The sequence below is a fragment of the Amycolatopsis benzoatilytica AK 16/65 genome (assembly GCF_000383915.1).
Lineage (GTDB): Bacteria > Actinomycetota > Actinomycetes > Mycobacteriales > Pseudonocardiaceae > Amycolatopsis > Amycolatopsis benzoatilytica.
This window is the reverse complement of record NZ_KB912942.1, coordinates 2,399,471-2,412,312: the sequence shown is the minus strand read 5'-3', so window position 1 is coordinate 2,412,312 and position 12,842 is coordinate 2,399,471. Positions and strand designations below refer to the sequence as shown.

Genomic DNA, 12,842 nt, shown 5'->3' with positions numbered 1-12,842 from the left:
GCCGGGGTCCGGGGAATGCCGCGGACGGCGGCGTCTGGTTGCGACAACGACGCGCAGAGGGCTTGCCGAGGCGGAAAAGACGCTTCGGCAAGCCCTCCGTTCGTCAGCGGCGGCGGGTATTCAGGTAGTCGCCTACTACGGCCGCGCCCAGGCCGTCCAGGTCTGGGGCTACGACCCTGCCGCCGGAGCGGCGGGCGATCGTGTCCACGAAGGCTTCCAGGCGAGGGTCGTCGCCCAGCCGGAATACGGTGACCGACGCGCCCAGCTTGGCGATTCGGTCTACTTCGGACAGTGTCTTGTAGAGGGTCATCGCTTCCGGCGGGTAGGCGAAAATCGCTTCGCCGTCCGGTTCCAGGTGGGCGGTCGGCTCTCCGTCCGTCACCATCAGGACGACCGGTTGCGCGTCCGGGTGGCGGCGCAGGTGCCGTCCGGCCAGCAGGAGTGCGTGGTGGGCGTTCGTGCCTTGTTCCCAGGTTCCTTCCAGGCCGACCAGTTCCGGCAGGTCGACCGGGGTGGCATAGCGGCCGAACGTGATCAGCTGCAGGGCGTCGTTGCGGAACCTGGTGGTGATCAGCTGGTGCAGTGCCAAGGCGGTGCGTTTCATCGGCAGCCACCGGCCCTCTTGGACCATCGACCAGCTGGTGTCCACCAACAGCGCGACCGCCGCCCGCGAGCGGTGTTCGGTTTCGATCACCTCGACGTCTTCGACGTCCAGGGTGACCGCTCTCGAACCGGTCGAAGTGGACCGCAGCACCGCGTTCCGCACCGTGCGCGGGACGTCCCACGGTTGCATGTCACCGAACCGCCAGGGGCGGCTCGCCCCGGTCGGCTCGCCTGCCGCGCCCGCCGATTCCGTCTCCCGCTCCCCTGCTTTGCCGCGCAGGGAATTCACGACGTCCGACAGGGCGGTCTCGCCCAGCCGGCGCAGGGCTTTCGGCGACAGCCGCAGGGTGCCGTCCGCGGCCCGCTCGAACAGGCCCTGCCGGCGCAGCTCTCGTTCCAGTTCGGACAGTCGCCTCGCGTCGACGCCGGCGTCCGGGCCGAGTTGGCGTTCCAGCGCCTCCACGTCGATGTCTTCCAGGCGGGCGCCCGGATACGACTGGCCCAGCTGCTCGGCCAGCGCGTCCAGTTCCGCCAGGTCGGCCATCGCCTGCGCGCCTTCGCCCAGCCCGAGCGGGTCCTGGCCGCGGAACCGGGACGACGAGGTCCAGTCCTCCCCCGGCCGCAGGGCACGCAGTTGCGCGTCCAACGCGGACAGCTGCTGCGCCAGTCTCGGGTCGCCGAAGGCTTGCTGGGACAACTCCGCCAGCTCGGCGCGCTGTTCCTCGGACATCGAGTTCAGCATCCGCTGCGCGGCCGCCGACCGCGCCGCCAGGACGTCGATCAGCTCCTCGACGTTCTGCGGGTTCTCCGGGAAGAACTCGCCGTGGCGGCGCATGAACTCGGCGAATCGTTCGCCGATGTCGCTCGCGCCCTGCGCGTGCGCCGACAGCAGCGCGTTGAGGTCGCCGAGCATCTGGTTGACGCGTTCGACGTCCTCCTGGCCGGCGTTCTGCAGCGCCTCCTTCATGCCCTGGAACCGCGCGTCCAGCAGTTCGCGGCCCAGCAGGTCGCGGATCTGCTCGTACTTCTGCCGCGCCTCGCCGGAACGCCAGTCGTATTCGCTCAGCTCGCGGACCGCGGCCGCGGTGCCGGGCGGCAGCGCGTCCAGCTGTGCCTCACGGAAGCGGGCGTCGTCGTCCGGGTCCGGGAACAGTTCCCGGCGTTCGGCGTCCAGCGCCTGCTGCAGGAGCTGCTGGACCTCCTGCAGCGTGCCGTCGAGCCGGTGCCGGCGCTGGATTTCCGACCGGCGCTGCCACAGCTGTCTCGTCAGCTCGTCCAGGCCGGCGGTGCGTTCGGTGCCTCGGCGCAGCAGTTCCTCCAGCGCCGAGCGCGGGGACGACCCGCCCATCACGTCGCGGCCGATCTCGTCCAGCGCGTCGCGAAGGTCGGCCGGCGGCGCGAGCGGGTCCGGCCCGTCGTGCCACGGGCCGTAGGAATACCCCTCGGGAAGCAGCGGCATTACTCGCCGTACACCGTTGTCGCGCCGTCGGAGTCCTTCGCCAGCCTGCGGGCGAGGTACAGCGACTCCAACGCCAGCTCCACCGCCGCCGCGATGCGGCCGGCCGGTTCGTCCGCGGCCACCCCGGCACGGTGGGCGACCTCGTGCAGCACCGGCAGTTCCGGCAGCGCGGCGAGCACCTGCGCACCCGGCACGCGTTCTCCGGTAGCGACCAGGTGCCCGTCCGCGACCGCGTCGGCCAGCGGACGCAGGTCCAGACCGGCGAAGCGCTCCCGGGCGGTCTCGGCTATCGCACGGCGCATCAGGTGTACGAGGTGCTCGACCTCGCGGCCCTCCTCGCCGGGCTCGAACTCGATCTTCCCGCGCAGCACGGCCGGCACCGCGTCCAGGTCGACCGGACGCGCGACGGCCGGGTCTTCGCCGGTCACGGCGGACCGGCGCAGCGCCGCGGCGGCCACGGTTTCCGCCGCCGCCACCGCGAACCGCGCGGAGACGCCGGAGCGCTGGTCGATGACCGTCGACTCGCGCAGGTTGCGCACGAACCGGGCCAGCACCTCCAGCAGCGGTTCGCCGACCTCGGCGACGAGGTGCGCCTCCTGGCGCACCACGGCGACCTCGGACTCGACGTCCAACGGGTAGTGCGTGCGGATCTCCGCGCCGAACCGGTCCTTCAGCGGCGTGATGATCCGGCCGCGGTTGGTGTAGTCCTCCGGGTTCGCGGTGGCCACCAGCAGCACATCCAGCGGCAGCCGCAGGGTGTAGCCGCGGACCTGGATGTCGCGTTCCTCCATGACGTTGAGCAGCGCGACCTGGATCCGCTCGGCGAGGTCGGGCAGCTCGTTGATCGCGACGATGCCGCGGTGCGCGCGCGGCACCAGTCCGAAGTGGATGGTCTCCGGGTCGCCCAGGCTGCGGCCCTCGGCCACCTTCACCGGGTCGACGTCGCCGATCAGGTCGCCCACGCTGGTGTCCGGCGTGGCCAGCTTCTCGGTGTAGCGCTCGCTGCGGTGGCGCCAGGCCACCGGCAGTTCGTCGCCGAGCTCGGCGGCCCGGCGGATCGAGGCGGGCGTAATCGGATCGAGCGGGTGCTCCCCCAGCTCCGACCCTTCGATGACCGGGGTCCACTCGTCGAGCAGGCCGGCCAGCGTGCGCAGCAGCCGGGTCTTGCCCTGGCCGCGCTCGCCCAGCAGGACCACGTCGTGTCCGGCCAGCAGGGCGCGTTCGAGTTGGGGCAGCACAGTGCGAGAGAAGCCGACGATGCCGGGCCAGGCGTCGCGGCCCTCGCGCAGCGCGGCGAGCAGGTTGTCGTGGATCTCGCGCGCGATCGGGCGCGGGGTGTATCCGGCGGCGCGAAGCTCGCCGGCAGTACGGGGAAGAGCATCGGGAACAGCGTTCACCCCTTCGACGCTACTGACCGTTCCGCCATCCGTCGATGTGGAGCGGCTCCAGCCGGGCGGTGCTCGGCGAAGCCGGACGGAGCCGGTAAAATAGGCGGTCGTGTGCCGACCCAGTGCGACCCTCGCCGTCTGGTCCTCCGCGTGGCTGAACGGAGCCGCGGCGTCCGACGACGTCCTCGACGCTCTGCAAGCCTGGGCGGAGGCCCACGACGTGGTCGCCGCCGACCCGGGCGCCGCTGATGCGTTCGATCTCCCGCTCGCCTTCCACCGCGCGGCCACCCCCGTCCAGCTCCTGCTCGCGCTGCGCACGCAAGGCGCGACGAGCGTTCAGCTCGTCCTGCCGGTGCCCGGCGACGTACGCGGCCTCGGCGCCGGCGGACCGTTCGCGGAGGCCGCGCTGCGCTGCGGCGAGGCGGTAGTGCTGACCGGCCTGGGGTTCGGGCTGGTGCCGGAACCGATCGCCGAGGGTTTGATGCGCTGGACGGTGTATTCGCTGCCCGCCCCGGTCGTGCTGGAGTACCAGGCGCTGCCCGACGCGGAGCACGGGCTGACCGACGCGATCCGGGCCAGCGCCGGTGCGTTGCAGTCGCTGGACGTCGCCAGCGACCGGCCCGGGGTGCGCGCGGAGTTGTCGGCGCACCTGCGGTCCCGGCCGCAGGTGGACTGGCCGGCCGGGTCGCCACCGCGAGCCCTGCGGGTGTTGCAGCGCGCGGAGGAGATCTCGGCGATCCTGGCGATCGCCCAAACTGACGAGCCGGGCGGGGCACTGTCGGCGTCGGCCGCGAGCAGGCGCGCCGACGCGTTGCGGCCGTTGGCCGATGCGGTACGGGTCGCCCGCACGGCCTCGGTGAACGAGGCAGTCCGCGTGTTCGCCGAGCAAGCCGACCGGCAGGCTTGAGCCTGCCTCGACACTCAGCGGTCCGTGAAGGGCCCATTCCGGGAATCCACGTCCCGCAAGGGGCCTTCCCTGCCGTGGCGTGACCTAGCCGCCAGCGGGCGTCAACGAGGAATCCGGCCCGTGACGACGGTCGCTGCCTTCTGCGCGACCTCGCAGGTCTTCGACGGGTCCTGGTCTTCCTTCAGCCCCACGGCGACCGTCACCAGCTCGTTGGCGGTCACCGCGAGCAGGACCGCGCAGGACTGGTACGGCGGCTTGCCGTCTTCGCGCTTCGCCGCCTTGTACCCGTTGATGTCCGGCAGCGGTGTGTTCACCGAACCTTCGAACTGGACGGCGTAACCGTCCGCGTCGACGTCGCTGATGGTCACGGCGTAGTCGTCGCCCTGGCATCGGCGGCCGTCGCCGAGCGGCGCAGCGCTCGGCGTGACGCTGGGGTCTGGCTTGGCTTCGGGCACGTCTTCCGGCTTGAGCAGCGTGCACGGGTCCGTGCCGGCTAGGGGTGTTCCCGTTTTTCCGCTGCCGCTTCCTGCCGAGGTATCGCCGCTTTGCGAAACGCTGGTGCCGTTGCCGCTGCCGTCGTTGCCGCCGCAGGCCGCGAGCACCGGCACGCAGGCCAGGATCGCAGCGGCCGAAACCGCCAAGCGTAACATGTGGAGTCCCCCCGGAAGTCGGTGTGGACCGGACAATACCGGCGGGCAGCGCGAGGTGCGCGCGAAACGCCCGAACTGGCATCGCCCCACGCGACGTCGGTGAAGGGCCCCTGGCGAGAATCCAAGTCTCTCAAGGGGCCCTTCACGGACAGTCGTTCGAAGCTCAGCGCCCCGGCCGCCGGAGCGGTTCGCAGCAGGACACGGCGCACGGCGCACCGTTCACGGTGCACCCCGCGACCGGGAACGCCGACAGCTTCCGCGCCGGCACCCCGTCCACCTGCTCGCGCACCAGCTCGACCACCATTTCGGCGAACCGCGGATCCGAATCCGGCGTCGCGGCCCGAGCGAACGCCATTCCATGCTCCGCGGCCCGTTCGGCGGCCTCGTTGTCCAGGTCCCAGATCACTTCCAGGTGGTCCGCGACGAACCCGATCGGGCTCACCACCACCGACTCCACGCCCTGCGCGTGCAGCGCGTCGAGGTGGTCCACGATGTCCGGCTCCAGCCACGGGATCTGCGGCGGGCCGGACCGCGACTGCCAGACCACGTCGTACTCCGCGACTCCCGCTTCGGCAGCGACCAGCCGCGCCGCTTCCGCGATCTGCCGGGAGTACCGCCGTCCGCCTTCCGCGGGCGGGCCGGCCGCCAGGTCGGCGCTGTCGGGAATCGAGTGGGCGGTGAAGACGGTCCGCGTGCCCGGCCGGTCGCCGAGCTTCGCGTGCGCCGCGCGGACCGCGTCGGCGACCGCCGAGACGAACAGCGGGTGATCGAAGAACTGGCGCAGCTTCACCAGTTCCGGCGCGTCCTCGCCGACTGCCGCGCGGGCGCGTTCGATGTCCTCGTCGTACTGGCGGCAGGCGGAGTATCCGCCGTAGGCACTGGTCGGGAACACCAGCGCCCGACGCACCCCGTCCTCCTTCATCTCGGCCAGCGTGTCCTCGACCATCGGGTTCCAGTTGCGGTTGCCGAACCGCACCGGCAGGTCGAGGCCCTCCGCCGCCAGCTGCTTCTCCACCGCGGCCATCGCCGCGCGGTTGAGCCGGTTGATCGGCGAGACCCCGCCGAAGTGCTGGTAGTGCTCGGCCACCTCGAGCAGCCGTTCCCGGGGCACGCCCCGGCCCCGGGTGACGTTCTCAAGGAACGGCATCACCTCGTCGGGCCCCTCCGGACCGCCGAACGAAAGCCACAGCAACGCGTCATAACCCACGGTGGTCATCCTGCCCTTAGGGCGCTCCGCACGCCTCGGCGGGCTCCGGTTCGGCGAGACCGAGGCGCCCGAGGGTTCCTCGAACGCGTCCTGAGGGCACGGAACCCTTTGCCGTGCAACAAAAAGCGGCCCCGCGGGAGACTCCCGCGGGGCCGCACAGCAGCAAGCTCAGATGCCGAGCGCGTGCACTCCGCCGTCGACCATGATCATCGACCCGGTCGTCGCCGGCATCCAGTCCGACAGCACCGCGCACACCGTCTTCGCGGTCGGCTCCGGGTCCGACGAGTCCCAGCCGAGCGGCGCCCGGCCGTCCCAGCCGCCCTCCAGCTTGTCGAAGCCCGGGATCGACTTCGCGGCCATCGTCTTCATCGGGCCGGCGCTGACCAGGTTGACGCGGATCCCCTGCGGCCCGAGTTCGCGGGCCAGATACCGGTTCACCGACTCCAGCGCGGCCTTCGCCACGCCCATCCAGTTGTAGACCGGCCACGCCACCCGTGCGTCGAAGTCCATCCCGACGATCGACGCGCCGGGGCCGAGCAGCGGCAGCGTCGCCACGGTGAGCGACTTGAACGAGTACGCCGAAACGTCCACCGCGACCTTGACGTCCTCGGCGGGCGCGTCCAGGAACGGCGCGCCGAGGCAGCTCTGCGGCGCGAAGCCGATCGAGTGCAGCACGCCGTCCAGGCCGTCCACGTGCTCGCGCACGCGGTCGGCGAGGGTGTCCAGGTGCTCCTGGTTCGTGACGTCCAGCTCCAGCACCGGGGCCGGCTCGGGAAGCCGCTTGGCGATGCGCTCCACCAGCGACAGCCGGCCGAAGCCGGTGAGCACCACCTTCGCGCCCTCCTGCTGGGCGATGCGGGCGGCGTGGAACGCGAGCGAGGCGTCGGTGATGACGCCGGTGATCAGCAGCCGCTTGCCTTCGAGCAATCCGGGCAACGGGTCCTCCAGGTCTTGGGTTCTACGGGGAACGAGGTCAGTGGCCGAGGCCGACGCCGCCGTCGACGGGCAGCACCGCGCCGTTGACGTAGCCCGCTTCGTCGGAGGCCAGGTACCGCACCGCTGCGGCGATCTCGGCGGGCTCGGCGTAGCGCCCGGCCGGGACGGTGGCGAGGATCTCGTTGCGCCGGGCCTCGCTCAGCGCGTCGGTCATGTCGGTGCGCACGAAACCCGGCGCGACCACGTTGGCAGTGATGTTGCGCGACCCCAGTTCCCGCGTGAGCGAGCGCGCGAAGCCGACCAGGCCGGCCTTCGACGCGGCGTAGTTCGACTGCCCGGGCGCGCCGGAGAGGCCGACCACCGAAGAGATGAACACGAACCGGCCCCAGCGGGCGCGCAGCATGCCGCGCGAGGCCCGCTTCGCGACGCGGAACGCGCCGGTCAGGTTCGCGTTCAGCACGCGCTCGAACTGCTCGTCCGACATCCGCATCAGCAGCGTGTCGTCGGTGAGACCGGCGTTGGACACCAGGATCTCGACCGGGCCCTGGTGCTCCTCGACGAGCTTGAACGCCTCGTCCACCTGCTCGGTGTCGGTGACGTCGGCCTGCACGCCGAAGATGCCCTCGGGCACCCCGGAACCGCGGTGCGTCGCCGCCACCCGGTACCCCTGCTCGGCGAGGTCGCGGGCGATCGCGAGCCCGATGCCCCGGTTGCCGCCGGTGACCAAAACCGACCGTCCCACTGCGTTTCTCCTCGTCCGTTGACCGCTGCGCCTGCCTGAGGCTATCGGCTGCGCACACCGCGTGCGCACCCGGCACTCCCGTCCTAAGCGACGGTAAGGAACCGCGCTCTGACCTTGCTGGTTACCCGCCAGTTGGTCACCGTGAGTCGCAACACAGGAGGTCAAAGATGACAACCCGGATCCAGGACGCCGGCTCGGCACGGGCCGAGCGGCGCGTGGTCGGCAACGTGCTGCGCGGCTCGGTAGGAAATCTCGTCGAGTGGTACGACTGGTACGCCTATTCCGCGTTCACCGTCTATTTCGCGAAGGCGTTCTTCCCCGGCGGCGACGCCACCGCTCAGTTCCTCAACACCGCGGCCGTGTTCGCCGTCGGGTTCCTCATGCGGCCGCTCGGCGGCTGGCTGCTCGGCCGCTTCGCCGACCGGTACGGCCGGCGCTCCGCGCTGATGCTGTCCGTCACGATGATGGCCTGCGGTTCGCTGCTCATCGCCGCGACGCCCGGATACCGGACGATCGGCATCGCCGCCCCGATCCTGCTGGTCCTCGCCCGGCTGCTGCAGGGCCTCTCGGTCGGCGGCGAGTACTCGACGTCGGCGACCTATCTGTCCGAAGTGGCCACTCCGGGCAAGCGCGGGTTCTACTCCAGCTTCCAGTACGTGACGCTGGTCGGCGGGCAGCTGCTCGCGCTCGGCCTGCAGCTGGTCCTGCAGAGCGTCCTCACCGACCAGCAGATGGGCGACTGGGGCTGGCGGATCGCGTTCGTGGTCGGCGCGGCCGCCGCGGTGATCGTGATGCTGCTGCGGAAGTCGATGGACGAATCGGAGAGCTACCAGCGGCTGTCGGACAACGCCGAGGGAGCCAAGCGGGAAGCGGGCACGCTGCGCCAGCTCGTCAAATACCCGCGCGAGATCCTGCTGGTCGTCGGCCTGACGCTGGGCGGCACGGTCGCGTTCTACACCTACGCGACCTACACGCAGAAGTTCCTGGAGAACACCGCGGGCATCCCGCGCCGCACGGTGACCGTGATCATGTTCCTCGCACTGCTGGTCTTCGCGATCCTGCAGCCGATCGCGGGCCGGCTCTCGGACAAGATCGGGCGCCGGAAGCTGCTGATGTTCTTCGGCGTCGCGGGAACCGTGCTGACCGTGCCGATCATGACGCTGATGGCGCACACCAGCCAGCCCGTCCTGGCGTTCCTGCTTCTGCTCGGCGCGCTGGTGATCGTCACCGGCTACACCTCGATCAACGCGATCGTGAAGGCCGAGCTCTTCCCGACGCGGATCCGCGCGATCGGCGTCGGCCTGCCCTACGCGCTCACCGTCGCGATCTTCGGCGGCACCGCCGAGCTGATCGCCCAGGCACTGAAGAAAGCCGGCCACGAATCGCTGTTCTTCTGGTATGTCGCGGGCTGCGTCCTCGTGTCGCTCATCGTGTACGCGACAATGCGGGAAACTTCGCGTTCGTCCGCTCTCGAACGCGACGAGGACTGATCAGGAGGACGGCCGTGCGCGTACTGCTCGTCGAGGACGACACCGGGGTCGCCCGGGCGCTCGCCGAGACGCTGCACGCGCACGGCCATTCCGTCGCTTCCGTCGGCCGCGGCTCGGACGCGCTCACCCGGCATCGGGACGCCGACCTGCTGCTGCTCGACCTCGGGCTGCCCGACATGGACGGCCTCGACGTGCTGCGCAAGATCCGGCAGGTCTCCCCCGCGCCGGTGATCGTGCTGACCGCGCGCAGCGACGAACGTTCGGTCGTCCGCGCGCTCCGCTTCGGCGCGGACGACTACCTGGCCAAGCCGGTCCGGCTGGCCGAGCTGCTGGCCCGGATGGACGCGGTCGCGCGGCGGGCGAGCCACTCCGGTGCGGTGCCGGAGGACCAGATCGTGCGGGTCGAGGACGTGGAGATCGACCTCGGCGCCCGGCGCGTTCTCGTCGCCGGGGGCGATATCGGGCTCACCACCAAGGAATTCGCCGTGCTGGCGGTGCTCGCGGCGCGGCCCGGCACGGCGGTCAGCCGGCAGCAGCTGATGGACGAGGTGTGGGGCGACGCATACCTGGCCGTGTCGCGGTCGCTCGATGTCCACATGACACAGCTGCGCGCGAAGCTCGACCGGCCTGGCTTGCTCACCACCATCCGCGGCTTCGGCTACCGGCTCGGCCGGGATTGACCGGTGCGCGCGCGTCTGCTGGCCGTCCTCGTCACGCTCGCGCTCGCCGTCGTGACGGCGTTCGCTGTGCCGCTCTTGTCCGCGACCGCCGACCAGCGGACCCAGCAGCTGGTGATCTCGCGCAGCAGCGACGTCGACCGCTTCGTGGTGCTCGCGCAACAGGCCGTCGATTCCGGCGACGCGGCCGCGTTGAACGCCGACGCCCGGCAGTATTCGGCGTTATACACCGAAGGCGTGCTCGTCGTGGACGCGCAGCGGGAGCCGCTCGTCCAGACCGGCGGCCTGCGCAGCGACGACCCGGCGGTCCGGGCGTTGGTCGAGGCCACGCTGCGGAACGAACCGGAGGCACCGGTCGAGCGGATCATGCCGTGGTCGGACACGCCGGTGCTCTTCGCCCGGCCAGTCGGCACCGGCACCCGCGTCTCCGGGGTCGTGCTGTTGCGGGCTTCGGTGGCGTCCGCCGCGGCGGACGTCAGCGGCGCGTGGAGCGCGATCGCCGCGGGCGCGCTCGTGGTCGCGGCTCTGTTCGTGCTGCTCGCGGTGTTGTTGTCGCGCTGGATGGTGCGCCCGTTGATCGAACTGGAGACCGGCGTGCTCTCGGTGGCCGGCGGACGCCGGGCACAAGTGCCGGAGCGTTCCGGGCCGAGGGAGTTGCGCTCGCTCGCCGCCTCGGTGAACCGGATGTCCGACGCGGTGGTCGAATCGGCGAACCAGCAGCAGCGGCTCGTCGCGGACACCTCCCATCAGCTGCGGAACCCGATGGCGGCGCTGCGGCTGCGGCTCGATTCGCTCGGCGCCGAGATGGCCGACCGGCCCGCCTACGCCGCGACCGTGGCCGAAGTCGAGCGGCTGGAACGGATTCTCGACGGGCTCCTCGCCCTCGCCACCGCCGAAAGCACTGCGACCCGGCTCGCCGCCCGAGCCGACGACGAGCCCGCTGACCTCGCCGCCGTCGTTGCGGAACGCGTCGACGCGTGGCGGTTGTCCGCTGACGAGGCGGGCGCGACCCTCGTCCCGTGCGCCGGGCACACCGAACCGCTGCTGGTGCGCACACCGGAGAGCGAACTGGCGCAGATGCTCGATGTCCTTCTGGACAACGCGGTCCACTACGCCGGCCGGGGCGCGACCATCACCGCCGGCTGGGAATCCACCCCGGAAACCGGCACGCTGATCGTCGCCGACGACGGCCCCGGACTTCCGCCGGAGGACCTGGCCCGCGCCACCGAGCGGTTCTGGCGCGCCGGCGGCGACGGCGCACCGCGCGGCACCGGGCTCGGGCTCTCCATCGCGCGCGAGCAGACCCGGGCGCGCGGCGGAATCCTGGAGCTGCGCGGCGTCGAGCCGCACGGGCTCGAAGTCCGGATCACCCTGCCCGCGGCGGTGACGCCATGACCGTCACCCGTCGCGCCGCGCTGCTCGGCGGGCTCGCACTCGCCCTCGCCGGCTGCGGAGACTCCTACCGCGGGCCGGAACGGCAGATCACCATCGCGTCCGGCGAGCCGGGCGGCTTCTACCTGGCGTTCGCCGAGGTGCTGGCGGCCGAGCTGACGCGCGCCGAACCGCGACTGCACTGCACCGCGCTGCGCACCGAAGCAAGCGTCGAGAACGTCGAACGGGTTCGCGACGGGACCGCCGATTTGGGGCTGGCGCTCGCCGACATCGCGCAGTCCGCATTGACCGGCGGATCGCCGTTCGGGAAGCCCGTGCCGCTGCAGGCGGTCGGCCGGGTGTACGAGAACTACCTCCAGCTGGTCGTGCGCGCCGAGGACCGGCTGACCGATCTCCGGTCGCTCGCCGGAAGGCCGATCTCCGTCGGGGCGAGCCGCTCCGGCGCCGCACAGCTCGGCGAGCGGGTCTTCGCCGGTATCGACGTGCCGATCACCGCGTTGCACCTTCCGCTCGGCGACGCCGTCGCCGCGTTGCGGGACAAGCGGATCGACGCGTTCCTCTGGTCCGGCGGGATCCCGACGCCGGCGCTGGCCGAGCTCAACCGGACGACGCCGCTCGCGCTCATCCCGCTCACGTCGGTGCTCCCCCAGCTGCGGAAGGCGTACGGCCCGCTGTACGAACAGGTCCAGGTGCCGGCCGGGGCCTATCGCGGCGTGGGTTCGCTTCCGACGATCGGGGTCGCGAACCTGCTGGTGTGCTCCCCCGCGCTGCCGACCGACGTCGCCGCCGCGGTGGTGCGGGTGCTGGTCGGGCGGGCCGCCGAACTGGTGCCCGCACAGGCGGTCGGGACGCAGTTCCTCGACGTGCGGACGCTGATCGGCACCCAGCCGGTTCCGCTGCATCCCGGTGCGGCCGACACCTATCGGGCGCTGCACGGGTGATGGCTAGATTGGTCGCGTGACCGAGCGGCAACCGATGATCGAGATGCCTCTGCGCGTGCGCTACCACGAATGCGACGGGCAAGGGATCGTGTTCAACGCCAACTACCTGGCCTACGCGGACATGGCCGCGTTCGAGGTGGAACGGAAGCTGTTCGGGTCGCACGCCGAGATGCTCGCCTTCGGCGTGGACACGGTGGTGGCGGAATCGAACCTGCGGTACTTCGCGCCCTGCCGGTTCGACGACGAACTGGTGATCTCGGTGTACCTGGCCCGCCAGGGCACCACGTCGATGGAGTTCGAGAATGTCATCCGCCGCGGCAGCGCGGTGACCACCCGGATGCGCCTGCGGTACGTGTTCGTGGACCCGGTCGAGTACCGCAAGACCGAACCGCCAGCCGAGGTCCGGGCCGCCTACGCGGCGTACCTCCCCGAAACCGTCTGAGGCCGCCC

At 71.4% G+C, this 12,842-nt stretch carries 12 protein-coding genes; 6 read left to right on the top strand and 6 right to left on the bottom strand.

Annotated elements, in window-relative coordinates:
- Positions 1-103: 103 nt before the first annotated feature.
- Together AMYBE_RS0110945 and AMYBE_RS0110940 are read right to left on the bottom strand one after the other, a co-directional pair.
- Positions 104-2,062: a VWA domain-containing protein gene (locus AMYBE_RS0110945; RefSeq protein WP_020659417.1), complete on the bottom strand. Its 1,959-nt coding sequence runs from the start codon at positions 2,060-2,062 to the stop codon at positions 104-106.
- A complete protein-coding gene (locus AMYBE_RS0110940) occupies positions 2,062-3,459 on the bottom strand; it encodes an ATP-binding protein (protein ID WP_020659416.1) in 1,398 nt (465 codons plus the stop codon). Before AMYBE_RS0110940 ends, AMYBE_RS0110945 begins: the two co-directional genes overlap by 1 nt.
- Positions 3,460-3,559: 100 nt before the next feature.
- On the opposite strand from AMYBE_RS0110940, the gene AMYBE_RS0110935 reads away from it, so the two are divergent.
- Complete coding sequence (locus tag AMYBE_RS0110935) at positions 3,560-4,357, top strand: hypothetical protein (protein ID WP_020659415.1); 798 nt, start codon at positions 3,560-3,562, stop codon at positions 4,355-4,357.
- 101 nt (positions 4,358-4,458) lie between these two features.
- Here the strand turns inward: AMYBE_RS0110935 and AMYBE_RS0110930 are convergent, their stop codons facing one another.
- The 4 genes from AMYBE_RS0110930 to fabG form a co-directional block, all read right to left on the bottom strand.
- Positions 4,459-5,007 (bottom strand): DUF3558 family protein, encoded by a 549-nt coding sequence (locus AMYBE_RS0110930; protein ID WP_063710038.1) that lies wholly within the window; start codon positions 5,005-5,007, stop codon positions 4,459-4,461.
- A gap of 163 nt (positions 5,008-5,170) precedes the next feature.
- Positions 5,171-6,214 (bottom strand): ferrochelatase, encoded by a 1,044-nt coding sequence (locus tag AMYBE_RS0110925; RefSeq protein ID WP_027927565.1) that lies wholly within the window; start codon positions 6,212-6,214, stop codon positions 5,171-5,173.
- A 168-nt stretch (positions 6,215-6,382) separates the two neighbouring features.
- Positions 6,383-7,150, bottom strand: a complete 768-nt coding sequence (gene fabI, locus AMYBE_RS0110920; protein WP_027927564.1) for an enoyl-ACP reductase FabI — start codon at positions 7,148-7,150, stop codon at positions 6,383-6,385.
- A 37-nt stretch (positions 7,151-7,187) separates the two neighbouring features.
- The gene (gene fabG / locus AMYBE_RS0110915) at positions 7,188-7,892 is read right to left on the bottom strand and encodes a beta-ketoacyl-ACP reductase (RefSeq protein WP_020659411.1); all 705 of its coding nucleotides are present in this window, start codon (positions 7,890-7,892) and stop codon (positions 7,188-7,190) included.
- 167 nt (positions 7,893-8,059) lie between these two features.
- On the opposite strand from fabG, the gene AMYBE_RS0110910 reads away from it, so the two are divergent.
- Genes AMYBE_RS0110910 through AMYBE_RS0110890 form a run of 5 tightly spaced genes read left to right on the top strand, consistent with a single transcriptional unit; the run spans position 8,060 to position 12,834 of the window.
- Positions 8,060-9,382, top strand: a complete 1,323-nt coding sequence (locus AMYBE_RS0110910) for an MFS transporter (RefSeq protein ID WP_020659410.1) — start codon at positions 8,060-8,062, stop codon at positions 9,380-9,382.
- 14 nt (positions 9,383-9,396) lie between these two features.
- On the top strand, positions 9,397-10,062 hold the full coding sequence (locus AMYBE_RS0110905; RefSeq protein ID WP_020659409.1) for a response regulator transcription factor: 666 nt from the start codon (positions 9,397-9,399) through the stop codon (positions 10,060-10,062).
- A gap of 3 nt (positions 10,063-10,065) precedes the next feature.
- The gene (locus AMYBE_RS0110900; RefSeq protein ID WP_020659408.1) at positions 10,066-11,454 is read left to right on the top strand and encodes a sensor histidine kinase; all 1,389 of its coding nucleotides are present in this window, start codon (positions 10,066-10,068) and stop codon (positions 11,452-11,454) included.
- The gene (locus tag AMYBE_RS0110895; protein ID WP_020659407.1) at positions 11,451-12,392 is read left to right on the top strand and encodes a TAXI family TRAP transporter solute-binding subunit; all 942 of its coding nucleotides are present in this window, start codon (positions 11,451-11,453) and stop codon (positions 12,390-12,392) included. The genes AMYBE_RS0110900 and AMYBE_RS0110895 overlap by 4 nt, the downstream gene beginning before the upstream one ends.
- Before the next feature lie 16 nt (positions 12,393-12,408).
- Complete coding sequence (locus AMYBE_RS0110890; protein ID WP_027927563.1) at positions 12,409-12,834, top strand: acyl-CoA thioesterase; 426 nt, start codon at positions 12,409-12,411, stop codon at positions 12,832-12,834.
- Positions 12,835-12,842: the final 8 nt, after the last annotated feature.

Excerpts from the sequence above, each read along its gene's own strand:
- AMYBE_RS0110945 (WP_020659417.1), bottom strand. The coding sequence starts at position 2,062 with ATGCCGCTGCTTCCCGAGGGGTATTCCTACGGCCCGTGGCACGACGGG.
- AMYBE_RS0110930 (WP_063710038.1), bottom strand. The coding sequence starts at position 5,007 with ATGTTACGCTTGGCGGTTTCGGCCGCTGCGATCCTGGCCTGCGTGCCG.
- AMYBE_RS0110910 (WP_020659410.1), top strand. The coding sequence starts at position 8,060 with ATGACAACCCGGATCCAGGACGCCGGCTCGGCACGGGCCGAGCGGCGC.
- AMYBE_RS0110895 (WP_020659407.1), top strand. The coding sequence starts at position 11,451 with ATGACCGTCACCCGTCGCGCCGCGCTGCTCGGCGGGCTCGCACTCGCC.